Origin of the sequence: Kitasatospora sp. NPDC096140 (assembly GCF_040303045.1) — a bacterium.
Lineage (GTDB): Bacteria > Actinomycetota > Actinomycetes > Streptomycetales > Streptomycetaceae > Kitasatospora.
Genome location: NZ_JBEOUW010000035.1, coordinates 68,703 through 89,620, shown reverse-complemented (window position 1 = coordinate 89,620; position 20,918 = coordinate 68,703). Strand labels below are relative to the sequence as shown.

Annotated in this window: 24 protein-coding genes; 9 read left to right on the top strand and 15 right to left on the bottom strand. The window is 74.1% G+C overall.

Going from position 1 to position 20,918, the window contains the following annotated elements; all coding sequences use genetic code 11:
- Positions 1-138: 138 nt before the first annotated feature.
- On the bottom strand, positions 139-927 hold the full coding sequence (locus ABT048_RS30225; RefSeq protein ID WP_350524713.1) for a sigma 54 modulation/S30EA ribosomal C-terminal domain-containing protein: 789 nt from the start codon (positions 925-927) through the stop codon (positions 139-141).
- Positions 928-1,165: 238 nt separating this feature from the next.
- Here ABT048_RS30225 and ABT048_RS30220 point away from each other — a divergent pair, with 238 nt between their 5' ends.
- Positions 1,166-1,528, top strand: a complete 363-nt coding sequence (locus ABT048_RS30220) for a hypothetical protein (protein ID WP_350524712.1) — start codon at positions 1,166-1,168, stop codon at positions 1,526-1,528.
- On the opposite strand, the gene ABT048_RS30215 is transcribed toward ABT048_RS30220, so the two are convergent.
- On the bottom strand, positions 1,430-2,728 hold the full coding sequence (locus ABT048_RS30215) for an AI-2E family transporter (RefSeq protein ID WP_350524711.1): 1,299 nt from the start codon (positions 2,726-2,728) through the stop codon (positions 1,430-1,432). The genes ABT048_RS30220 and ABT048_RS30215 overlap by 99 nt on opposite strands.
- Before the next feature lie 165 nt (positions 2,729-2,893).
- Positions 2,894-3,577 carry a DUF6328 family protein gene (locus ABT048_RS30210; protein WP_350524710.1) on the bottom strand — a complete coding sequence of 228 codons (684 nt, stop codon included), beginning with the start codon at positions 3,575-3,577 and terminating at the stop codon, positions 2,894-2,896.
- A 186-nt stretch (positions 3,578-3,763) separates the two neighbouring features.
- Here ABT048_RS30210 and ABT048_RS30205 point away from each other — a divergent pair, with 186 nt between their 5' ends.
- Positions 3,764-4,000 (top strand): DUF6296 family protein, encoded by a 237-nt coding sequence (locus ABT048_RS30205; RefSeq protein ID WP_350524709.1) that lies wholly within the window; start codon positions 3,764-3,766, stop codon positions 3,998-4,000.
- Positions 4,001-4,214: 214 nt separating this feature from the next.
- Here the strand turns inward: ABT048_RS30205 and ABT048_RS30200 are convergent, their stop codons facing one another.
- The 5 genes from ABT048_RS30200 to ABT048_RS30180 form a co-directional block, all read right to left on the bottom strand.
- Positions 4,215-4,439, bottom strand: a complete 225-nt coding sequence (locus ABT048_RS30200) for a hypothetical protein (RefSeq protein ID WP_350524708.1) — start codon at positions 4,437-4,439, stop codon at positions 4,215-4,217.
- Positions 4,440-4,770: 331 nt separating this feature from the next.
- Positions 4,771-5,247, bottom strand: coding sequence for a hypothetical protein (locus tag ABT048_RS30195; protein WP_350524707.1), 477 nt, complete (start codon positions 5,245-5,247; stop codon positions 4,771-4,773).
- An 83-nt stretch (positions 5,248-5,330) separates the two neighbouring features.
- On the bottom strand, positions 5,331-6,110 hold the full coding sequence (locus tag ABT048_RS30190; protein ID WP_350524706.1) for an HAD-IIA family hydrolase: 780 nt from the start codon (positions 6,108-6,110) through the stop codon (positions 5,331-5,333).
- A 236-nt stretch (positions 6,111-6,346) separates the two neighbouring features.
- Complete coding sequence (locus ABT048_RS30185) at positions 6,347-8,173, bottom strand: phospholipase C (protein WP_350524705.1); 1,827 nt, start codon at positions 8,171-8,173, stop codon at positions 6,347-6,349.
- A 261-nt stretch (positions 8,174-8,434) separates the two neighbouring features.
- Positions 8,435-9,094, bottom strand: a complete 660-nt coding sequence (locus ABT048_RS30180) for a TetR/AcrR family transcriptional regulator C-terminal domain-containing protein (RefSeq protein WP_350524704.1) — start codon at positions 9,092-9,094, stop codon at positions 8,435-8,437.
- A gap of 85 nt (positions 9,095-9,179) precedes the next feature.
- On the opposite strand from ABT048_RS30180, the gene ABT048_RS30175 reads away from it, so the two are divergent.
- Positions 9,180-10,583 (top strand): FAD-dependent monooxygenase, encoded by a 1,404-nt coding sequence (locus ABT048_RS30175; protein ID WP_350524726.1) that lies wholly within the window; start codon positions 9,180-9,182, stop codon positions 10,581-10,583.
- A 100-nt stretch (positions 10,584-10,683) separates the two neighbouring features.
- Here the strand turns inward: ABT048_RS30175 and ABT048_RS30170 are convergent, their stop codons facing one another.
- Together ABT048_RS30170 and ABT048_RS30165 are read right to left on the bottom strand one after the other, a co-directional pair.
- Positions 10,684-10,857, bottom strand: a complete 174-nt coding sequence (locus tag ABT048_RS30170; protein ID WP_350524703.1) for a CsbD family protein — start codon at positions 10,855-10,857, stop codon at positions 10,684-10,686.
- Positions 10,858-10,944: 87 nt separating this feature from the next.
- Complete coding sequence (locus ABT048_RS30165; RefSeq protein WP_350524702.1) at positions 10,945-11,562, bottom strand: SRPBCC family protein; 618 nt, start codon at positions 11,560-11,562, stop codon at positions 10,945-10,947.
- Positions 11,563-11,737: 175 nt separating this feature from the next.
- Here ABT048_RS30165 and ABT048_RS30160 point away from each other — a divergent pair, with 175 nt between their 5' ends.
- Positions 11,738-12,403: a TetR/AcrR family transcriptional regulator gene (locus tag ABT048_RS30160; protein WP_350524701.1), complete on the top strand. Its 666-nt coding sequence runs from the start codon at positions 11,738-11,740 to the stop codon at positions 12,401-12,403.
- 31 nt (positions 12,404-12,434) lie between these two features.
- Here the strand turns inward: ABT048_RS30160 and ABT048_RS30155 are convergent, their stop codons facing one another.
- On the bottom strand, positions 12,435-12,596 hold the full coding sequence (locus ABT048_RS30155) for a hypothetical protein (RefSeq protein ID WP_350524700.1): 162 nt from the start codon (positions 12,594-12,596) through the stop codon (positions 12,435-12,437).
- A 71-nt stretch (positions 12,597-12,667) separates the two neighbouring features.
- Positions 12,668-13,078, bottom strand: coding sequence for a nuclear transport factor 2 family protein (locus ABT048_RS30150; protein WP_350524699.1), 411 nt, complete (start codon positions 13,076-13,078; stop codon positions 12,668-12,670).
- Positions 13,079-13,322: 244 nt separating this feature from the next.
- Here ABT048_RS30150 and ABT048_RS30145 point away from each other — a divergent pair, with 244 nt between their 5' ends.
- Both ABT048_RS30145 and ABT048_RS30140 read left to right on the top strand, forming a co-directional pair.
- The gene (locus ABT048_RS30145; RefSeq protein ID WP_350524698.1) at positions 13,323-14,882 is read left to right on the top strand and encodes a threonine/serine exporter family protein; all 1,560 of its coding nucleotides are present in this window, start codon (positions 13,323-13,325) and stop codon (positions 14,880-14,882) included.
- A gap of 171 nt (positions 14,883-15,053) precedes the next feature.
- Positions 15,054-15,209 (top strand): DUF6131 family protein, encoded by a 156-nt coding sequence (locus ABT048_RS30140; RefSeq protein ID WP_350524697.1) that lies wholly within the window; start codon positions 15,054-15,056, stop codon positions 15,207-15,209.
- A gap of 73 nt (positions 15,210-15,282) precedes the next feature.
- Here the strand turns inward: ABT048_RS30140 and ABT048_RS30135 are convergent, their stop codons facing one another.
- Positions 15,283-15,576: a helix-turn-helix transcriptional regulator gene (locus tag ABT048_RS30135; protein ID WP_350524696.1), complete on the bottom strand. Its 294-nt coding sequence runs from the start codon at positions 15,574-15,576 to the stop codon at positions 15,283-15,285.
- A 49-nt stretch (positions 15,577-15,625) separates the two neighbouring features.
- Positions 15,626-15,967, bottom strand: a complete 342-nt coding sequence (locus tag ABT048_RS30130) for a hypothetical protein (protein ID WP_350524695.1) — start codon at positions 15,965-15,967, stop codon at positions 15,626-15,628.
- A 212-nt stretch (positions 15,968-16,179) separates the two neighbouring features.
- On the opposite strand from ABT048_RS30130, the gene ABT048_RS30125 reads away from it, so the two are divergent.
- The 3 genes from ABT048_RS30125 to ctaF all read left to right on the top strand — a co-directional run bounded on the left by ABT048_RS30125 (position 16,180) and on the right by ctaF (position 19,124).
- Entirely contained in the window at positions 16,180-16,821 is a 642-nt protein-coding gene (locus ABT048_RS30125; RefSeq protein ID WP_350524694.1) for an L-threonylcarbamoyladenylate synthase, read from the top strand.
- Between the two features lie 222 nt (positions 16,822-17,043).
- Complete coding sequence (gene ctaD, locus ABT048_RS30120; RefSeq protein WP_350524693.1) at positions 17,044-18,735, top strand: aa3-type cytochrome oxidase subunit I; 1,692 nt, start codon at positions 17,044-17,046, stop codon at positions 18,733-18,735.
- The gene (gene ctaF, locus ABT048_RS30115; protein WP_350524692.1) at positions 18,732-19,124 is read left to right on the top strand and encodes an aa3-type cytochrome oxidase subunit IV; all 393 of its coding nucleotides are present in this window, start codon (positions 18,732-18,734) and stop codon (positions 19,122-19,124) included. The genes ctaD and ctaF overlap by 4 nt, the downstream gene beginning before the upstream one ends.
- Here the strand turns inward: ctaF and qcrB are convergent.
- Positions 19,093-20,802 (bottom strand): cytochrome bc1 complex cytochrome b subunit, encoded by a 1,710-nt coding sequence (qcrB, locus tag ABT048_RS30110; protein ID WP_502894094.1) that lies wholly within the window; start codon positions 20,800-20,802, stop codon positions 19,093-19,095. The two genes, ctaF and qcrB, sit on opposite strands and share 32 nt — an antisense overlap.
- Between the last annotated feature and the right edge of the window lie 116 nt (positions 20,803-20,918).

The window sequence follows — 20,918 nt, the reverse complement described above, 5'->3', positions numbered from 1 at the left end:
TCCCCCGCCAGCGCCGCCAAAATAATAACCTTGCCACCCCCCCGCCGTCCCGCCCGCGCCCCCCCGCGGCCCCCGTCCGGGGGGGGCCGGCCGGCCCACGACGCGTCGGGGCGTGCGGTCCTCAGGCCCGGCCCGCGATCAGGCCCGGCCCGCGATCAGGCCGAGCCGGCCGTCGAAGCGCCGGTAGAGCACGCGGCCGCGCCCGTCGGCGGGCTGCGCGAAGAACAGGAACGGCAGCTCGGCGCCCTCCAGCCGCTCGACGGCCTGCGCCTCGGTCAGCCGGGGCGCGCCGTGCGGACTCAGGGTGATCGGCACGGTGCGGCGGCCGGGCGGCCCGGCGGCGACGGTCCGGGCGAGGCGGTAGCCGGTCGGCCCGACGCGGTAGACGACGGCATCGGTCTCGGTCGCCGGATCGGTGAAGAGGTGAATGTCGTAGTCCATCGCGTCCATCGTCCGGGCGGCCGCCTCCGGCGAGCACCACACCAGCGCGGGCTCCTTGCGCCGGACGATCCGGGAGCTGGTGCCCGCGCCGGCAGCCTCGACAACCTCGGCGGTCTCGGCGGGCACGAAGACCGGGACGGCCGGGAGGACCGGGACGGCGAGCGCGGCGGTCCGGGGGCCGGGCCACGGGCGCGGCGCCCACGCGCCGGTGACCGCCCGGATCCTGCCGCGCAGCGCGTCGGCGACCCGGTCGAGCGAGTCGCCCAGCCCGGCCGCGACCTCCTGCACGCGGATCCGCCGCCCGTCCACCTCCGCGTTCACCTGCGCCAGCACACCGTCGGCCACGGACGCCAGCCTGATCCGCAGCGCCTCCACCAGCGTCCCCACCCCGGGAGCCACCGCCGCGGCGGCGACCCGGGCCCGCGCCTCGGCCAGGACCTCGCCCGTCAGCCCCTCGAACGCCCTCACCGCCACCAACTCGCCCATCACCCAGGCCCTTCCACTCCCGTCCGGCGCATCCGTCGATCAGAATCCCGACCCCAGAGCCTCCCCGGCCAGGGCCCAACGACCCCACCTCATGGGCCCGCCGGGCATTGACCTGCACCGCAGGCCCGGCCACGCCGGGAAGGCCGGGGTCGCCCGGGCCGTTCCGCCCTCCTGTGGTCGGTCCGTCCCCTCCCGCTCAGCGCCTCCCCGACCGCACCGGAGGTTGGGCCGGGCCGCGATGGGCAGCCGCCCGACCGGGGAACCGGAGGTGGAGGCGATGGACGGCCCGGCACTCTCGCGTCGGGAGCTGCGGATCCTGGCCGAGATCGAGTTCGACCTGCGTGCGGACGGCCGACTGGACCGCGCCCTGCGCACCATGCGGCGCGGTCCCCGCTGGGTGCCGGGCGGAGCGTCGAGGGCCGCCGCCCGGGTGCCGCCGTCCGTGCTGTCGGTCCTGCTCGCCCTGTCGGCGGGTCTGCTGCTGGTCAGCGCCGATGCGCACTCAGCGGCCGTCCTTGCCGCCTTCGGCCCGGTCCGGGCGGCGACGCTCGTCCTTTCGGCCGTGCGACTGGTCGCCCGCCGCCGGGGGAGCGGGCCCTGACCGTGAGCGCCCGCCCGGGGCACGTTCGGCCCGGATGTCGCGGAGCTCGCCGATCACCGCCCAGGCGACCGACACCACCGGTACCGCCACCACCGCGCCCAGGACACCCGCCAGGACGGCGCCGCCGGTCACCGACAGGGCGATGACCACCGGGTGGATCCGGACCGACCAGCCGAGCACCAGCGGGTGCAGCAGGTGGCCCTCGATCTGGCCGATGACCACGATCAGGGCGAGCACCAGCAGCGCGATCACTGGGCCGCGGGCCGCCAGGGCGACCACGGAGGCGACGGCCAGGGCGATCGGGGAGCCGATCAGCGGGATGAGCGCCGCGACGAACTCCAGCACGGTCAGCGGCAGGACCAGCGGCACCCCGAGGATCGACAGGGCGATGCCGACCAGCACCGCGTTGGTCGCCGCGACGATCAGCACGCCGCGGGTGTAGCCGGCGAAGGTGCGCCAGGCCGCCCGCCCGGCCCGGTCCCAGACCGTACGGCTGCCGGTGGGCAGCTGCTGCTGGGCCCAGGACCACATCCGGTCGCCGGAGTGCAGGAAGAACACCGAGCAGAACACCGCGAGCGCGGCGCCGGTGAGCAGTTCGACGGCCCGACCGGCGCCGCTGAGCGCCGTGCTGACCAGCGTCGAGCGGTGGGCGGCGATGAATTCGCCGATCTTGGCCCGCAGGTCGGTGACGGTGCCGGGTCGCAGGTGGAAGGGGGAGCCGGTCAGAAAGCGGTCGATCCGGCCGAGGCCGCCGCGCAGCTCGTTGCCCAGTCGGTTCCACTCGTCGGCGACGGTGGTGCCCACCAGCGTCAGGACCCCGCCGATCACCACGATGGTGCAGAGGAAGGCGAGCAGGACGGCCAGCGAGCGGGGCGTCACCCTCGCCAGCAGGTCGACCAGCGGGCGCAGCACCGAGGTGACGACCAGGGCCAGGAACAGCGCGATCAGCGGCAGTTCGAGCCGGGTCAGGACGTCCACCACCAGGTAGGCGCCGACGCCGAGCAGCCCCAGCCGCCAGGCGTACCCGGCGGCGGTCCGCAGTCCGGCGGGCACCCGTTCGGCGGAGGGCGCCCGGCCCCCGGGCGGTGCCGTCGAGCCTTCGCGGCGCGGCGTCACCCGGGGGCGGCGGCTGCCGAGCGGCACGGCCCGGCGGCCCGGTCCGGTGGAACCGGGCGGCTCGTGCCCCGGGCGGGGGCTCACCGGCGCCTCATGCCGAGGACCCGGTCATGCGGCCCGCTCGCGGCCCGCGGTGGTGACTCTGCTGTCCATGGAAGCCTCCCGGATGGAAGTCCTGCACCCAGTCTCTCCGGCGGGGTCGTCTCGCACCTGCCGTGTGCGGGGCGCACGCGGCGTCGGTCGCCCGTGTCACGGCGGCGAGCCGGGCGCGGGCGGGGCGGCCCTCGCCGCGTCGGCCGTCGGCGGGTCGGCCGTCGTCGAACCGGCCGTCGGCGGGTCCGACGCCCGCGGGTCGGAAACCGGCGGGTCGCGAGCGGGCGGCCCGGCTCCGGCGGGCGGTGAGGAGAGCCGCCCGTCGTGCCGGTGCAGGTGCAGGACCGGGAGGAGCAGCCAGGTGCACAGGAACCAGAGCATGACGGCTCCGGCGATCCAGCTGGAGGAGGCCGAGTCGTCGGTCGCGACCCGGAGCAGGAGCAGCAGCGCGGAGCTGATGGTCAGCGCCAGCAGCACCAGCCCGGTCGTCACCAACCGGGCCGCCGCGGTCACCAGTTGGGGCTTGAGGCGGTGCCCGGCGAAGATCCGGTGGTAGGCGACCGGGGCGGCGAGCGAGCCGGTGGCGAGTGCGCCGAGGACGACGGTGGCCACGTACAGTCCCTGGTCGAAGTCGCTGAGCCCGGGGAAGCGGGCCATGAAGACCACGCTCAGCAGGAAGCCGAAGAGAACCTGGGAGCCGGTCTGGGCGACGCGCACCTCCTGGAGCAGGTCGCTCCAGCGCCGGTCCGCCCGTTCCTCGGGTGACTCCCGGCGTCCGGTCCGGCGTGCGGTCCGGTGCTCGGCGGGGCCGGTCCGGCCGGTGTCCGGCGTCGTGGTCATGGGATCGCCTCCGAGTCCTGCTCCACCGGTGCGTGTAGCCGGGCCCGGAGCGGGCAAACGCCGAGCCGGACTCCCTTGCAGCGGCCGGTCACCGCGGGCTGCCGGAACAGGCGGGCGGTCCGTGTACAACCGGCCTGGTGCGGGAGGAGAATCGATGGCACAGGGTGGGGGGAGAAGGAGGCCGTCATGGGAAGCCTCACGCACCGCTACGCGGTGACGCTCCCCGGCCCGATCGGCGGGCACGCTCCACCGGCCGTCGTCGTCGTTCACGAGACGCAGACCGTCGGGCCCGACGGAGGCCTCGTCTGGGAGAGTACGGACGGTGGGCTCCGGGTGGAGATCAGCGGCGAGGTGGCCACGGTCCTCGCCGCCCAGGGAACCGGCAGCCGACACCCCTGTCTGCTGGCCGTGCCACTGCCGTGACGAACGAGGGCCGCGACCACGGGGCGCCGCGGCCGACGGAGGACGGAGGACGGACGCCGCGGTCGAGGCCGCGGCGTCCGCCGTGACGCGTGCCGGAAGGAGGGCCGGCCCGGGCGCCGTCACGGGCGCTGACACGGGAGCCGTTGCGGGAACGGGACGGGAGCCGGGACGGGCGTCGGCTGTGACGGCCGTCGTGACGGGGCTGACGGGACCGCTACCGGGCGCTGGCCGCCAGGGCCTCACGCACGGTGACCAGGCAGGGATCGCAGTACCGGTCCGGCCCGGCCGAGTCGGTGCCGTCCCCCGCCGGGACGACGCGCTGGGACGGTTCGAGGAACCGTCCGCACAGCGAGGACGACGCGTCGTCCTTCGCCACCACGTGCCACACCACGGCGGGCGGGGACACCGCCGGGTCGTGCTCGGCCCACATCTCGTACACGGCGCTACCTCCGGATCGCTGGGGCTCGGTCAGTCCATGCTCTCCGGGGGTGTTCCGAACGGCCACCGGGCCAGACCCGGTGGGATGGTTGTGAAGGACATCCCGTGAAGGACCGCCGCTGAACGACACCCTGGCCGAGTACCGCCGCCGCCGGGACTCCTCGACGACCGCAGAGCCCGAGGGCCGCCGCGACGACGATCCGGGCCTCACCGCGCGCTGTCGGATGAACGGAGTGGTCGGTCTGGGTGACCGGTCTGCTGCCGTCCGCGTCTACCCCGGCACGGCGGTGGCACACGCGCGGCCACCGCCGACGTCCGTCCCGGCGTGCCCGCTACCCGTGCGGTCGCCCGAGGCGCAGCCGTACGGCCAGCTGGGGGCCCTGCTCCTCGCGCGACTCCTCCTCCGTCGCGCAGAGCCCGGCGAGCACGCCCAGCACCCGTCGGACGTCATCGGGCGAGCCGAGCAGGTCCGCGCCGACTCCGCCTGTCAGGGCGATCGGGTGCGCAGGCCCGTCCGGGCTCCCGGTTCCGGGCGACTCCCGGGCTTCCGGCGGATCACGCGGATCGCGCGCGTCGAAGGACTGGGAGAGGCGCACCGAGACGCCGTCGGGCTGGGCCCTGGCCACCACCCGGGTGCCCTCCGAGGTCACGGTGGCAGGGTCCTCCCACGCGTTGCCGATCCTGGTCCGCCCGCGCCCGGTGTGGGTGGGGAAGGCGGCCTCCAGCGCGTCGAGCACCGCCTCCGCCGCCTGCTGCGGGCCGTCGCCGAGCCGGACGAGCACGTGTCCGGCCGCCAGGGGCAGGCCCATGGCCGCGCCTCCTCCCGGTCGGGTTCGTTCCCTTCCGTTCTACGACCGGTGGTGCGCCTCGCGCACCCCGGCCTGTCGCGACCTCAGCCCGCGCGCAGCCGGGCCAGCAGCTCCGGCAGGTCCGCCACCGAGTCGAGCACGTGGTCGGGCTCGCCGTCCGCGCGTTCCGGCGCGCCCGGGGCCGCCTTGCCGGTGCGGACCAGCACGCCGCCGATCCCGTGGTGCTGCGCCCCGAGCACGTCCGACTCGATGTCGTCCCCGACCATCACCGCCTCGGCCGCCGAGACCCCCAGGTGGGCCAGGGCCGCGGCGAAGAAGGCCCCGGCCGGTTTGCCGACCACCTCGGCCCGGACGCCGGTCGCGTACTCCAGCCCCGCGACGAAGGCGCCGCTGTCCAGCCGCAGGCCCTCCGGGGTCCGCCAGTAGGCGTTGCGGTGCATGGCGACCAGGCGTGCCCCGCCGCGGAGGGCGGCGAAGGCCCGGTCCAGCGCCCGGTACCCGAACTCGGGCCCGGCGCCGCCGACCAGCACCACCTCGGCGTCCGCCGGGTCGTCCACCAGCCGCAGCGGGGCCAGGTCGTCCTCGATGTCGCCGCTGTTGAGCAGCAGGCATCGGGTGCCGGCGAGGCGTTCGGCGGTGGCGGCGGGCGCGGTGAGCACCTGCTCGATGCCGACCGGGAAGCCGTGCGCGGCGAGCGTGTCGGCGATCGAACGCCGGGTGCGGGAGGTGGTGTTGGTCAGCAGCACGTACCGGACGCTGTCGCCGTCGAGCTGCCGGAGGGCTTCCACGGCGCCCGGGAGCGGCTTCCAGCCGATCGTGAGCACGCCGTCGATGTCGAGCAGTGCCGCCTGGCCTCGTCCCATGCTCCCGACCCTAACGAGCGACACCGGCTGGCGCGCTGCCGAGCCGGTGCGCAGGTCCCGGTGGGCAGGCCCCCGGTGCGCAGGTCCGGTGGGCGGATTCACGACCCCTGCTCCGCCCCCGGACGCGCGAACACCGCCGGGCCCGTCGAGGGCCCGGCGGTGTCGGGTCACCGCGCGTCACACACATCGCCGCGCGTCGCCGGCGCCATCGGAGACGGCGCGCGCCGGACGGGTCGTCAGGCGCGGCGGCCGCGCCGGCGGCGGGTGACGTACACCGCGCCGCCGCCGAGCGCCAGCAGCGCCACGGCCGTGGCCGCGATCGGCAGGGTGTTGGAGTCCGCGCCGGTCGTGGCCAGCGCGGGGCCGGACGCGCCGCTGGTGGGCGCCGCGACGGCGGTGCCGCTGCCGGAGCCGTCCGTCGGGCCGGCCGGGGCGGAGGTCGAAGCACCGCCGGTGGGCCCGCCGGTCGGGGTGGCGGTGCCGGCCGGCTGGCCGGTGGCGGGGTCGAGCAGGAGGGTCGCCGGCTGCGGGTTCTTGAAGTCGAACATGCCCTCGATGGAGGCGGCGTGCTCGTCGAAGGAGAAGTCGCCGATCCGGCCGGTCTTCCAGTTGTCCTCGACGAAGCGCAGGATCGAGGTCTGGTCGGTCTGCGTGTGGTCGACGAAGTTGGCCTTGGCGAACGGGGAGGCCACCAGCAGCGGCAGGCGCGGGCCGAAGCCGCAGCGGTCGGCGTAGCCGCCCCACCCGGCGTCCTTGCCGCACTGGCCGGGGCCGTTGAGGCCGTCGTTGGCGGCGTCCCGCGAGCCGTTGACGGGCTCGGCGAACTTGTGGTCGTACCAGCCGTCCGAGTCGTCGTAGGCGATGACGACGGCGGTGGAGGCCCAGTCCTTGGACTTCTGCAGCTTGTTCAGGGTGTCCACGACGAAGTGCTGCTCGTCCAGCGGGTCGGAGTAACCCGCGTGGCCGTCCTGGTAGTTGGCGGCCTTGAGGTAGCTGACGGCGGGCAGGTTGCCGTGCTGCAGGGCGGCGTCGAAGTCGGTCAGGTCGTACTGGTGGTTGGCCTGGCCGTTGTGGCCGATCTCGTCCACGTCCTTGGGCGCCTGGTGCTTCGGGTTCGCCGTGGACTTGTAGTACTGGAACGGCTCGTGGTGCGGGTTGTAGTCGGTCTGGGAGGCGCCCACGATGTTGTCGTGCGCGGCCCCGCAGACGGCCTTGCCGTCCTTGTCGCCGGTCGGCTTGAAGCCGCCCTGGAACCAGCCCCAGCTGACGCCCTTGTCGTTGAGCAGGTCGCCTATGTTCTTGCCGGTCATGACCAGCTGGTTGTGCTGGGGGTTGGAGCACTCGTCGTAGCCCGGGTCCGGGTCGTTGATGACGGTGCCGACGCCGTTGGCGTCCGGGGAGGCGACCACGTAGGCGTCGGTGGTCTTCTGGCCGGTCTTCGGGTCCACCGGGTAACCGCCGTGCAACTGCCCGGAGATCAGGTTGAGCGCGCCGGGGGTGGACGGGCCGTAGTTGGTGCCGAAGGAGTTGTCGCTCATCGCGAAGCGCTGGGCGTAGTTCCACATGCCCGTGACGGTGTTGCCGTCGTAGTAGTCCATCACCAGGCCGGGCTGGGTGAACATCGGGGCCTTGCAGCTCTCGACGTCGGTGTGCTCGACGAACTTGTCCATCTTGCCGCCGTCGAAGGCGAGTTGCTCGTCCTTGTAGGTGTGGTCCTGGTCGCAGGTGACGGCCTGGGCCGGGCTCAGCCGCTTCGGGTTGGTCCCGTTCGGGTTGTGGTGGAGCAGGTCGTCGGAGAGGCCGTCGACCTTCGGGGTGCCGGGCTTGGCGGTGAACTTCACCTTGTCGTCGGCGGTGTTGGCCGCGTTCGGGTAGGTGCCGAAGTAGTGGTCGAAGGAGACGTTCTCCTGGAAGATCACCACCAGGTGCTTGACCGGGGTGGTGGTCTGCGGGGCGTCGGCCGCGAAGGCCGCGGGCGCGCCGCCGAAGGTCGCCAGCGAGAGCGCGCCGACCAGGCCGGCGCCGTGCCGGAGCCACCGTGAGCGGGTGGGAACTGCGTGCATGGTTGGTACCTCGAACGTCATGTCATTTTCGGAGTCGGGCCCCGCCACGTGGAGCTTCGGGTGGATCTTCGGGTGGATCTTGGAGCGGCGGGGCGCCATGAAGGTAGACGGGCGAGGTGAACGCAATTTACATGTGCATGTGAACCCGGAATGAACCGGGGTGGTCCGAGGGGGAGCCTTCGGGCTTCGAATCGGTTCGGGTGCGGTCGGACGGCCGATGGTTCGTCAACCGCCTTTCGGGGCCCGGCGGTCGACCGGCCGTCAGTCGACGAGCAGGGACTCGGCCCCGACCAGCACCAGGGCCAGCCCCTGTTCGAAGCCCTCGTCGAAGTCCACGAACATCGCCCGGCCCGCCTCGGCGGCGAGCGGGTGGGCGGCCAGCCGCTCGGCGCGGGCCTCGACGTCGTAGCCCTCGTCGCCGTCGAACGGATTGGGCGCCATGGCCTGCTCCTCGATGACGTAGCCGATGGTGTAGCTGTACGCCGTGTACCAGGCCCGGGTGGCGGCGGTCAGGGTGAAGCCGGCGTCGATCAGCAGGCGCAGCGAGGCGTCCAGGCCGGCCGCGTACGAGGTGTCGGTGAACCGGGCGCCGCTGTACACCTTGGCGCCGTCGCGGTAACGCAGCAGCTCGGCGCGCAGGGTGCGCATCGTCGTGAGGTAGGCGTCCCGCCAGTCGCCGGCGCGCCATCCGTCGCCCGCCTCGGCGGTCCGGGCCGTCATGCGGCGCATGATCTCGGTCGCCATCTCGTCCAGCAGCGCCTGCTTGTCCTTGAAGTGCCAGTACAGCGCGGGTGCCTTGACGTCGAGCTCGGCGGCGATGGCGCGCAGGGTGAGGCCGTCGAGGCCGACCTCGTTGAGCAGCTTCAGTGCGGCGTCGACGACCTGCTTGCGGTCGAGCTTGGGGGTCTTCTGCGGGGTCACGCTTGACAGTTTAACGCCGTTAAGTGCACGCTTCCGGCATCGGCTACTTAACAACGTTAAGGGGGTTGCCGTGACTGCTCTCGGCATGCACACGGACGTCCTGATCATCGGCGCCGGGCCCACCGGCCTCGCCCTCGCACTCGACCTCGCCCGGCACGGCGTCACCGCGCTGCCCGTCGAGCGCGGCGCGGAACTCTTCCCCGGCTCGCGCGGCAAGGGCCTGCAGCCGCGCACGCTGGAGGTCCTCGACGACTTCGGCGTGCTCGACCGGGTCCGCGCGGTCGCGGGCCACTACCCGCCCACCCTGTTCTGGAAGGACGGTGAGCCGCAGGACGGGCAGAGCATGTACGACCCGACCGAGCCGTCCGAGACCGAGCCGTACACCGAGACGCTGATGCTGCCCCAGTGGCGCACCCAGCAGGTCCTCCACGAGCGGCTGCGCGAACTGGGCGGCGAGGTCGCGTTCGGCCGCGAGCTGGTCGCCCTCACCCAGGACGAGGAGGGCGTGACCGCCGAGTTCGCCACCGGCGCGCCGGTCCGGGCCCGCTACCTCGTCGCGGCCGACGGCGGACGCTCGACCGTCCGGCGGCTGCTCGGCATCGGGATGACCGGGGAGACGGTCGACCCGGCCCCGATGCTGGTCGCCGACGTCCGGGTGACCGGGCTGGACCGCGAACACTGGCACGTGTTCCGGTCCGACGACGGCCTGCTGGCGATCTGCCCGCTCGGCGGCACCGAGGACTACCAGCTGGTCGCCCAGTTCCCCGAGGGGGCGGCCGTGGAGCACACCCTCGACGGTCTGCGCGCGGTGGTCGCCGCCCGCTCCCACCTGACCGCCGACCAGGTCACCGAGCTGCGTTGGGCCTCCGAGTTCCGCCCGCGCGCGGCCCTCGCTGACCGCTTCCGCGCCGGCCGGGTCTTCCTTGCCGGCGACGCCGCGCACGTCCACTCGCCGGCCGGCGGGCAGGGCCTCAACACCAGCGTCCAGGACGCGTACAACCTGGCCTGGAAGCTCGCCGCCGTCCTGGCCGGCCGTGCGGACGCGTCGCTGCTGGACACCTACGAGGAGGAGCGCCGGGCCAACGCGGCGGCGATGCTCGCCCTGTCGACCCGCGTCCACCGGGGCGAGGAGCGCCGCGGTCGGGCCACCCAGCAACTCGGCCTGGGCTACCGGGAGTCCTCGCTCGCCGTGGACACCCGCCCGGACCTCCCGGAGGACGCGCTGCGGGCCGGTGACCGCGCCCCCGACGGCCGCCGGGGCGGCACCCGCCTGTTCGACGCCTTCCGCGGGCCGCACTGGACCCTGCTCGCCGTCGGCACCGACGACCCGCTGCCCGCCGTCGCCGCTCCGGTCGTCCGCATCCCCGCCTACGAGGCGTACGGGACCGGCGTGTTCCTGGTCCGGCCCGACGGCTACCTCGGCTGGGCCGGAAGCACCCCCGACGGCCTCGCGGATTACGCGGCCCGCCACGGCCTGCTCGCCGGCTGACCGGCGCGCGAAGCCTCCGGTCCGGGTCGTGGGCCGGACCGGAGGCGGCGCGGGCCGCAGCGGGCGGGAACCGTCCGATGACGGTCCCCGCCCCGCCGGGTCAGTGCTTCCCCGCGTCCTTGATCTTCTCGCCGGCCTGCTTCAGGTCGCTCGTCATCTGTTCGCCCTTGCCCTTGAGCTCGGTCGAACGGTCGCCGGTGACCTTGCCGACGGCTTCCTTGGCCTTGCCGCCGGCCTTCTCCGCCATGTTGCGCATCTTGTCGTCGGTGCCCATGGCAGGCGCTCCTCTCGTCGACGGGGCGAAGTCCGCCCCGGGCCGCGTCTGCCCCGGGGGCCGGGTTCCATGCGCCGTGGTGTGCGGTCAGTTCGTCCGCGCGTCGGCTTCGGCGGCGGCCTTCAGGTCGTGCAGCCAGCCCTCCAGGCCCTGGCGCAGGAGGGCGGTGGCGGCGGGGGCGTTCGCGTCGACCTGGGGGCCGGTGTGGGTCTCCTCGGTGCGGACCAGGACGCCGCCGTCGACCTCGGTGAAGTTCCACACGTGGACGCCGTCGATGTGCAGCCCCGCGGCGTCGGCCGGGCCGGTCCAGCGGATGCAGGAGCCGGGCCGCAGCTGCCGCACGGTCGAGGTGATGTCGAGGCTGGTGGCCGTGGTGGCGGGGTTCGGGGGCAGCGGGGTGGTCCACCGGAACGCGGAGCCCGGGCGCAGCGGTCCGTGGTCGAGGCGCTCGGCGGTCGCCACGGTGGCCTGCCAGGCGGGCCAGCGCGCGACGTCGGTCTGCAGCTTCCAGACGGTGCGCAGCGGCGCGTGGACGACCGTCTCGGTCCGGTACCGGACCTGCGCGTCGGGGTCGACGCCGGCCCCGCGGCAGGTGAGGGGGGTGTCGCGGTGGGAGGCGGTGGCCCCGGCGGGCGCGGCGGCGGTGCCGAGCAGGCCGAGGACGAGCGGGACGGTGACGAGGGCGGCGCGGCGGATCGCGGACATGGGGGTCCCCTTCGCTGACGGGCCGTCGGGACGGACGGCGCGGTTCGCGATGAGCTAGATGCTCATGCGTTCGTTAGAAGTTCTAACTCCCCGGCGCCCGGGGCGTCAAGGGCTTCCGTGATAACCTCTAACGAAAGCGTGAGCATGTAGTCGGACCACCGGGAGCGGGCGGACCATGGCGAAGACGGGCGCGGACACCCCGCGCGAGCGCTACCGCGCCCAGCTGCGCGAGGAGGTCAAGCAGCACGCCTGGCAGCAGATCGCCACGGCGGGCGCCTCCGCGCTCTCGCTCAACGCGATCGCCAAGCAGATGGGCCTCAGCGGCCCCGCGCTCTACCGCTACTTCGCCGGCCGCGACGAGCTGATCACCGAGCTGGTCCGGGACGCCTACCGCAGCCTCGCCGACACGCTGGCCGCCGCCGCCGACGACGACGGCGCCGATCTGGCCGGGCTCGCCCGCGCCCTGCGCGGCTGGGCCCTGGCCGACCCCCAGCGGTACTTCCTGCTCTACGGCACCCCGGTCCCCGGCTACCACGCGCCCGAGGACACCACCGCCATCGCCGACGAGATCATGCGCACCCTGCTCGACGCCTGCGCCGCGCTCGCCCCCGCTCCCGCCGACACGCCCGGAACCCCGTTCGCCGACCACCTGGCGGCCCACCGGGACTGGGTCGGCGACCACCCCGCCACGCCCGCGGCCCTGCACCGCTTCCTGGTCCTCTGGACCCGCCTGCACGGCGTCCTGTCCCTGGAACTCGCCGGGCACTTCACCGGCATGGGCTTCCGGCCCGAGCTGCTCTTCGAGGCCGAACTGGACGGCCTGACGGCACCCCTGGCCTGACGGCGCCGCTGTTCCGACGGCACCCGGCGGCTCAGGCCTGTCCGGGGTGCGGCTCCGGCGGCGGCGCCGGGTCCGGGTCCGGGAACGGCGGGACCGGCGGCGGGACCGGGTCGGGCGGCTCGCCCGGCCGGGGCGCGGGGTACGGGTGCGGGATCGGCCCGGTGTCCGGGTCCGGGGGCGTCGGGATGGTCATCGCGCACCTCCTGGTCGGGTGGTTGCGCCGCTGCGCCTACCCGGCGCGCCCCCCGCGAATCCCCGGCGGTGCTACGAGGCCTCGCCCGGATCCGGGAAGGAGTGGTGCTCGTGCGCGACCAGCCACCGCCCGTCCTGTTTGCGCAGGCCGACGGTCAGCCGCAACCGCTGCGCCGGGCGGTCGGCGAAGTCCTGCGGGGTGCCGCAGCGCAGCAGGGCGTGCGCGAAGGCGACGTCCGCACCGGCGGTCACCTCCAGCGATTCGATCTCGAACGCGGCGCCCTGCGCCTGCCACTCGAAGAACGGCGGCCAGGTCTCCCGGTACGCGTCGAGCCCGCGCACGCCCTCGTACGGCGGCGGCACGTCGAACATCACGATGTCCGCCGCGTGGTCGGCGACGACCCCTCGGAGGTCGCCCGCATGGACCGCGGCGGCCCAGCTCCGGACCAGGTCGGCGACCTGCTCCTCGTCACTGTCGGCCATGGTCAGGATGCTACGGCCGCACCTCGGGCCCGCGCCTGCGCACCGGGCCGTTTGTCACGGCCCCGCCACCCGGAACCGGCCCGGCTCCGCCACCGGGCGACGGCACGCCGCGCCGATGGGGCGTGTACGGCCCGTCGCGCTCCGTCGGGGAGCGCGCGCCGAGCGCCGGAGTGTTCACGAAACCATCACTCCGGGTAGTTGATCAGGTGCAAAGAGTGCCAGGGGGGTGGTTCAGGGAGTCACGATGTCGGAACACGATCCGCTCGGCACGCGTGCCGGTTCGGAAGGGCCCCCGGTGCAGTCCGGCCGGGTGCCGCCGCAGCTGCCACCGACCGCGAGCGACGCCGGGCACGCCCCGGCCGGCCCGGGCGGCCCGGGCGGCCACGACTCCGCAGGCCCCGAGGAGGACGCGGACCCCGCGGACCCCTGGCCCGACCGGATGCTGCCGCTGCTGCGCACCCCGGCGGCCGAGCGCAGGCTGGTGGCGGAGGCCCCCGGAGCGGGGCGGCCGGGCGCGGCCGAACCGGCCCGGGTCCTGGACCTCGCCCTGCTGGTGGGGGAGCTGCTGCTGGCCAGCGGTGAGGCGGCGGAGGACGTCGAAGCGGCCATGCTCGCCGTCGCCCGGGCCTACCGCGTCCATCCGTGCGACCCGCAGGTCACCTTCACCCGGGTGGCGATCTCCTACCAGCCGGGCGCGCCCGAGCCGTCGCTGACGGCGGAGTGCTCCGTGCGCAGCCCGGCCGGGGACTACGCGCGGCTGGCCGCCGTCTTCCGGCAGGTCACCGCGATCACGGCCGGCGGCGTCCCGGTCCACGAGGCGTACGAGCGGCTGGTGGCCGTGCACCGGCGCGGTCGCCGCTACCCCGGCTGGCTGCTCCTGCTGTGCTGCGGCCTGCTGGCCGGAGCCGCGACGCTGCTGGTCGGCGGCCGCACCGACGCCCGGGCCTGGCTGGTGTTCGCCAGCGCCGTCGTCGCGGCGCTGGCGGGCGACCGGCTCTCGGCCCTGGTGACGCGCCACGACCTCCCGGCCTTCTACCGGTTCGTGGTGGCCGCGGCCCCGGCGGCCGTGATCGGCATCCTGCTGTCGTTCAACGGGCTGCACCTGCGCGGATCGGTGGTGATCACCGGCGGACTGTTCGCGCTGCTGCCGGGCTGGCCGATGGTGGCGGCGGCCCAGGACGGCCTGGCGGGCTTCTACCTGACCGCCGCCGCCCGCCTGCTGGAGGCGCTGTACCTGATGGCCGGCGTGGTGATCGGCGTGATGACGGTGCTCTACGTCGGCGTCAACAACGGCGCGGACCTCGCCTCCCAGGACGTCCCGGCCGGGGCCGTGAACCCGCCGCTGCAGCTCGCCGCGGCGGTGCTGCTGACCCTGACCTTCGCGGTGCTGCTGAACACCGAGCCGGGCGCGCTGCCCGCGGTCATGCTCAACAGTGCGGCCGGCTGGACCACGTACGGGGTGCTGGCCAACGCCGGCGCGGAGCCGATGCTGGCCACCGGACTCGCCGCGGGGCTGGTGGGCCTGTCCGGCCAGCTGATGGCGCGCTACCGGGGCGGCCCGGTGCTGCCGCACGTCACGGCGGCGCTGGGCCCGCTGCTGCCCGGGTCGGTGCTGTACTTCGGGATGCTCGCCTTCGTCCGGGGCCGGCCGGAGGTCGGGCTGAGCGGCATCGGGCGCGCCGTCGCGATGTCGATGGCCCTCGCGATCGGCGTGAACCTGGGACGCGAACTGGCCCGGCTCTTCCTGCCCGCCCCGCGCGTCGCCCCGCCGGCCCGCCGCAGCGGCGGCCGCCACCGCAGGTGACGGCGGGTGCGTGCCGGTGGCGTCCGACCGGGTCGGGGTACGAACGGTTGGGCGTACGACCGTTTGGCGTGCGGCCGGCGCGGTAGACGCGCAGCTGTGAACCGGGCCGAGGACGGGCGGCGTCGAGAGGCCGCCCGTTCGACGCCCCCTCGTCAACCCCGGGAGGCTCCCGTGATCGTGCTCGGCGTCATCCTGCTCATCATCGGTTTCGTCACCGGCATCTCGATCCTGTGGACCATCGGCCTCGTGCTGCTCCTGGTCGGCCTCGTCCTGTGGGTCGCCGGGGCGCTCGGCCACGCCGTCGGCGGACGCCGCCACTACTACTGACGAGGCCGGTGATGTGACCCCCGTTCAATGCCGTGCCGGCCGGTGCGGGCGCTCGACGCCCCGCCGGCCGGCGTCAGCGCAGCAGCGCGGCGAGCAGCTCGGCGATGGTCGGACCGGCATCGGCCGGGTGCCGCAGCTGCTTGCCGGTCATCACGCTGTAGTGGTTGGCGCGGCCGCGCCGCTCGTGCGCGAGGTAGCCCGCCTCCTCCAGGTCGGCGATGATCCGCTGGACGGCGCGCTCGGTGAGCAGGCACCGGGCCGCGATGTCGCGCACCCGGATGCCGGGGTCGCGAGCGATCTGCACGAGGACGCGGGCGTGGTTCGTCAGGAAGGTCCACTGCCGCGCCGTGGCCGGGCCGGTTTCCACGGCCCAAGGATATGGCCGCCGTGCCCGCCCCGAAAACCGGCCGCACCCCTCAGGGGCACTCCTCGTGCAGCCCGCACAGCCAGGCCAGCGCCTGGTGGGCGCCGAGGACGTACGCGTGGTCGGTGCCCTGCACGAGGGCCCGGCGCAGGCGCACGGCGGCGGCCTGGCACTCCGCCAGCAGCTGCGCCCGGCACGGCTCGGCCGTGCCGACCGCGGCGGTGGCGGTGACCGGTGCCGCGACCTGGGCCCCGGCGGCCCACCGGTACGCCCCCAGCACGCCGTGTTCGAAGCCGGTCCACGGCCGCGGGCGCCGGTTGGCCGTGTCGATCGCGGCGAACACCTCGTCCAGCGGGCGCACCCCCACGGCCGGGATCGTCTCGTCACTGGTCATGCCCGCAACCTACGTCCGCCCGGCGCCGCCGCCCCCTCCGGCGGCCCGGCGGCCGCGTGATCCACCCGAGCGGCGCAGGGCCCGGTGGCCCGGCGTCCCGGCGGTGCGGGTCAGCAGGAGCCCGCCCGGTAGTCTGACCGGGTCGTGCCCGGCCGGCGAGGTGGCCGGGCCGGATGGACGGTGCGGGCCGCGGCCCGCCGTGGAGAACCTTGATGACTCGTCGTTTTGACTGCTCGGACGCGTCCGAGCGCGCAGCCGGGCTGCGCGAGGCCGTGGCCGCGGTGCGCCGCGGTGAACTCGTCGTGCTGCCCACGGACACGGTGTACGGGGTGGGGGCGGACGCCTTCGCGCCGGAGGCGGTCGCCCGCCTGCTGGCGGCCAAGGGCCGCGGCCGCAACATGCCCTCGCCGGTGCTGGTCGGCTCCCCGGAAGGCCTGGACGGCCTGGTCGAGGTGACGGACCGCGCGCGGGCCCTGGTGGCGGCGTTCTGGCCGGGCGGGCTGACGGTGGTCGCCCGTCACCTGAAGTCGGTCGAGCTGGACCTCGGCGAGACCGGAGGAACGGTCGCGGTCCGGATGCCCGCGCACCCGGTCGCCATCGAACTCCTCAACGCCACCGGCCCGTTGGCGGTCTCCAGCGCCAACCTGACCGGGCAGGACTCCCCGCAGGACTGCGACGCCGCCCAGGGCATGCTGGGCGACTCGGTGGCCGTCTACCTCGACGGGGGCCGGACCGCGGCCGCGGTGGGGTCCTCGATCGTGGACGTCACCGGCGAGGTGCCCGTGCTGCTGCGCGCGGGCGCGATCGGCGCCGAGCGGCTGCGCGAGGTCGTCCCGGACCTGCTGGAGCGCTGAGCCGCCCGGCCCTGCGCGCGCAGGGCCCACCAAGGCCGCGAGCGCAGGGCCGCCCGGCCCCGGACGCCGCCCGGTCGGGGCGCCGCACCGCGTGGCGCCCCGGCGGGCCGGACGGCCGCCGCTAGGGTCGGCGATGGCGCGCGGGAGTGGGCCCTCCCGTCGAGCGGGGGAGGGGGCGGCGCCGCCGCGAGGGGGGCTCGTCGGCTCCGCTGCGGAGGTTCCATGAGCGCCACGTCCACCGCGTCGCGTCGTACCCAGGCCCGTCTCCACCAGGGCAGCACGCTGCTGCGCTGGCTGTTCACCACGGACCACAAGGTCATCGGGAACCTCTACCTGGCGACCGCGTTCGGGTTCTTCCTGGTCGGCGGTGTGCTGGCGCTGCTGATGCGCGCCCAGCTGATGGGCCCCGACACCGGGTTCCTGTCGAACGAGCGCTACAACCAGATGTTCACCATGCACGGCACGGTCATGCTGCTGCTGTTCGCCACCCCGACCTTCGCCGGGTTCGCCAACGCGATCATGCCGCTGCAGATCGGGTCGCCGGACGTCGCGTTCCCCCGGCTGAACGCCTTCACCTACTGGGCGTTCCTGCTCGGCGGGCTGATGGTGCTGAGCGGCTTCCTCACCTCCACGGGGGCGCCCGCCTTCGGCTGGTTCGCCTACGCGCCGCTGAACGGGCCGGTGTACTCCCCGGGGCAGGGCGGGGACCTCTGGGCCTTCGGCCTGGTGGTGGCCGGCCTCGGGACGATCCTCGGCTCGGTCAACTTCATCACCACCATCACCTGCCTCCGGGCGCCCGGCATGACGCTCTTCCGGATGCCGATCTTCACCTGGAACGTGCTGTTCACCTCGATCATGGTGCTGCTGGCCTTCCCGGTGCTGACGGCGGCGCTGCTCTGCCTGGAGGCGGACCGGAAGTTCGGCGCGCACGCCTTCGACCCGGCGAACGGCGGGGCGATCCTGTGGCAGCACCTCTTCTGGTTCTTCGGTCACCCGGAGGTCTACATCGTCGCGGTGCCGTTCTTCGGCATCATCAGCGAGATCATCCCGGTGTTCAGCCGCAAACCGCTGTTCGGCTACTACGGCATGATCGGCGCGACCATCGCCATCACCGCCCTGTCCATGACGGTGTGGGCGCACCACATGTTCGTCACCGGCCAGGTGCTGCTGCCGTTCTTCTCGATGATGTCCTTCCTCATCGCGGTGCCCACCGGGGTGAAGTTCTTCAACTGGATCGGCACGATGTGGAACGGCTCGCTGTCCTTCGAGACCCCGATGCTGTGGTCGCTCGGCTTCCTGGTGACCTTCCTGTTCGGCGGGCTGAGCGGGGTGCTGCTGGCCGCGCCGCCGATCGACTTCCACGTCTCCGACAGCTACTTCGTGGTGGCCCACCTGCACTACGTGGTGTTCGGCACGGTGGTGTTCGCCACCTTCGGCGGCTTCTACTTCTGGTGGCCGAAGCTGACCGGGAAGCTGCTCGACGAGCGGCTCGGGAAGGTCCACTTCTGGGTCCTGTTCGTCGGGTTCCAGACCACCTTCCTGGTGATGCACTGGCTGGGGGCCCAGGGCATGCCGCGCCGCTACGCGACCTACCTGGCGGTGGACGACTTCACCGCCCTCAACGTGTGCGCCTCGATCGGCTCGTTCCTGCTCGGCGTCTCCAACCTGCCGTTCTTCTACAACGTCTGGACCACCACCCGGCACGGCACCCGGGTCACCGAGGACGACCCGTGGGGCTGGGGCCGCTCGCTGGAGTGGGCCACCTCCTGCCCGCCGCCGCACCACAACTTCGAGGCGCTGCCGCGGATCCGCTCCGAGTCGCCGGCCTTCGACCTGCACCACCCGGAGGTGCCGACGGAGGAGCCGGTGGGCGGGGCGGCCGACCGTACGGGCGGGCGGGGGAGCGGGCGATGAAGGGGGAGGGCCGGCTGTTCGCCGTCATGACGGTGTTCTTCGCGGTGACCGGGCTGATCTACGGGTTCTGGGCGCAGGAGCCGGCCGGCACGGTGATCCTGGCGGTGGCGTTCCTGATGTCGGGGCTGATCGCGCTGTTCTGGTTCGTCCAGTACCGGCGGACTGGCGGCGGCCGGCCGCAGGACCGCGGGGACGCCGAGATCGCGGAGGCCGTCGGCCCGGTGGGCTTCTTCCCGGCCCGCAGCGGCTACCCGGTGCTGACGGCGGCCGGCCTGACGGTCCTCGCCCTCGGCCTGGTCTTCGCCCGCTGGCTGGTCGTCGTGGGTGCCGTCGTGCTGGCCCTCGCAGTGTCCGGGTTCATCTTCCAGTACGGCGACGACGACGGGTGAGCCGGCGGAGCAGCCGGCGGACCGGGCCGGCCCCGGTCGGCCCGGTGGGCGGCGGTCCGGCGGGCGCCTCGGGGTGGGCGGGGCTGGTGAGGACACCCGCGATGAACTCCGACTCCCCTTCGGCGGCGGGGAGTTCGACCCGGTCCCGGTAGAACCAGGCGCCCGCCGCGGCCCGGGCCCGCTCGCTCCGCGGCGCGAGGTCCGGGGCCGGGAGCGGGTCCGGCGCGGCCCGCGCGAGCAGGACGAACCGCTCGTCGGCGGGCAGCGGGCGGCGGTGGCCGGTGAAGCCGCCGTCGTGGCCCTGGTCGATCCGGCCGGTCTCGTCGCCCTTCAGCAGCCGGTCGCGGTCCCTGGCCTGCAGGGCCAGGCAGAGCCGCCGGGTGAGCAGGAAGGCCGCGGGCGGCAGCAGGATCAGCGCCGCCCGCAGCACGACCGTGATCGCGTTGACCGAGAGGCCGAAGACGAAGGCGATCACGTCGTTGCCGCCGGCGATCAGCAGCACGGCGTAGACGGTGATCCCCGCGACCCCCAGCCCGGTGCGGGTGGGCTTGTTGCGCGGGCGGTCGCACAGGTGCTGTTCGCCGCGCTCGGGGTCGAGCCAGCGCTCGGCGAAGGGGTAGGCGTACAGCACCGCGAAGAGCAGGCCGGGCAGCACCAGGGCCGGGAGGAGGACGTTCCATGACACCGTGTGCCCGAACAGGGAGGTCTCCGCGGCGGGCATCAGCCGCAGCGCGCCCTCGATGAAGCCGATGTACCAGTCCGGCTGGGCGCCGGCCGCGGCCACGTCGGGCCGGTAGGAGGCGTAGCGCCAGATCGGGTTGACCTCGGCGAGGAAAGCGGACAGCGCCATGATGCCGGCCACCGCGAAGGTCAGACCGACCGTACGGGTCAGGAACTGCGGGAAGAAGGGCATCCCGACGACGTTGCGGTTGGTGCGGCCGGGGGCGGCCCAGTGGGTGTGCTTCAGCACCACGATGAGCGTCAGATGGGCCCCGACCAGGGCCAGCAGCAGGCCGGGCACCAGGAGGATGTGCACGGTGAACAGCCGGGGGATGACGTCGTGGCCGGGGAACTGGCCGCCGAAGGTGAAGAAGGTCAGGTAGGTGCCGACCAGCGGCACCGAGAGCAGTACGCCCTCGGCGATCCGCAGCCCGGTGCCGGAGAGGGAGTCGTCCGGCAGCGAGTAGCCGGAGAACCCTTCGAGCAGGGCCAGGTTGAACAGCGTCACCCCGATGACCCAGTTGAGCTCGCGCGGGCGGCGGAAGGCCCCGGTGAAGAACACCCGCAGCAGGTGCACGCCGATCGCCGAGAGGAACAACAGCGCCGACCAGTGGTGAATCTGACGGATCATCAGGCCGCCGCGCACCTCGAAGCTGATGTCCAGCGTCGAGGCGTAGGCCTCGGAGACCAGCACCCCGCGCAGCGGCAGGTAGGCGCCGTCGTAGACGACCTCGTTCATGTTCGGGACGAAGAAGAAGGTCAGGAACACGCCGGTCAGCAGCAGCACGACGAAGCTGTACAGCGCGAGCTCGCCCAGCAGGAACGACCAGTGGTCCGGGAACACCTTGCGCAGCAGCTCCCGGCCCGCCTCCATGACCGGCAACCGCCCGTCCAGCCGGGTCGTGACGCGTTCACCGGCGGACGGCTCACGCCCGTTCGTAGCCTTGGTTGCCTCCACGCAGGCAACCTAGTGCGCGGCGCTCCGCGCGGGTCGGCCGAGCGGGGCGGGTCCCGTGGCGGCCGTCGGCAGAACACCCGGATGGCGGCACCCGGGAGCTCCTCCGGGCTGCGCCC

Bases quoted from the DNA above. Each gene is read 5' to 3' on its own strand.
- ABT048_RS30225 (WP_350524713.1), bottom strand. From the start codon at position 927: ATGGGCGAGTTGGTGGCGGTGAGGGCGTTCGAGGGGCTGACGGGCGAG.
- ABT048_RS30220 (WP_350524712.1), top strand. From the start codon at position 1,166: ATGGGCAGCCGCCCGACCGGGGAACCGGAGGTGGAGGCGATGGACGGC.
- ABT048_RS30210 (WP_350524710.1), bottom strand. From the start codon at position 3,577: ATGACCACGACGCCGGACACCGGCCGGACCGGCCCCGCCGAGCACCGG.
- ABT048_RS30205 (WP_350524709.1), top strand. From the start codon at position 3,764: ATGGGAAGCCTCACGCACCGCTACGCGGTGACGCTCCCCGGCCCGATC.
- ABT048_RS30195 (WP_350524707.1), bottom strand. From the start codon at position 5,247: ATGGGCCTGCCCCTGGCGGCCGGACACGTGCTCGTCCGGCTCGGCGAC.
- ABT048_RS30190 (WP_350524706.1), bottom strand. From the start codon at position 6,110: ATGGGACGAGGCCAGGCGGCACTGCTCGACATCGACGGCGTGCTCACG.
- ABT048_RS30185 (WP_350524705.1), bottom strand. From the start codon at position 8,173: ATGCACGCAGTTCCCACCCGCTCACGGTGGCTCCGGCACGGCGCCGGC.
- ABT048_RS30175 (WP_350524726.1), top strand. From the start codon at position 9,180: ATGCACACGGACGTCCTGATCATCGGCGCCGGGCCCACCGGCCTCGCC.
- ABT048_RS30170 (WP_350524703.1), bottom strand. From the start codon at position 10,857: ATGGGCACCGACGACAAGATGCGCAACATGGCGGAGAAGGCCGGCGGC.
- ABT048_RS30165 (WP_350524702.1), bottom strand. From the start codon at position 11,562: ATGTCCGCGATCCGCCGCGCCGCCCTCGTCACCGTCCCGCTCGTCCTC.
- ABT048_RS30160 (WP_350524701.1), top strand. From the start codon at position 11,738: ATGGCGAAGACGGGCGCGGACACCCCGCGCGAGCGCTACCGCGCCCAG.
- ABT048_RS30155 (WP_350524700.1), bottom strand. From the start codon at position 12,596: ATGACCATCCCGACGCCCCCGGACCCGGACACCGGGCCGATCCCGCAC.
- ABT048_RS30150 (WP_350524699.1), bottom strand. From the start codon at position 13,078: ATGGCCGACAGTGACGAGGAGCAGGTCGCCGACCTGGTCCGGAGCTGG.
- ABT048_RS30145 (WP_350524698.1), top strand. From the start codon at position 13,323: ATGTCGGAACACGATCCGCTCGGCACGCGTGCCGGTTCGGAAGGGCCC.
- ABT048_RS30130 (WP_350524695.1), bottom strand. From the start codon at position 15,967: ATGACCAGTGACGAGACGATCCCGGCCGTGGGGGTGCGCCCGCTGGAC.
- ABT048_RS30125 (WP_350524694.1), top strand. From the start codon at position 16,180: ATGACTCGTCGTTTTGACTGCTCGGACGCGTCCGAGCGCGCAGCCGGG.
- ctaD (WP_350524693.1), top strand. From the start codon at position 17,044: ATGAGCGCCACGTCCACCGCGTCGCGTCGTACCCAGGCCCGTCTCCAC.
- ctaF (WP_350524692.1), top strand. From the start codon at position 18,732: ATGAAGGGGGAGGGCCGGCTGTTCGCCGTCATGACGGTGTTCTTCGCG.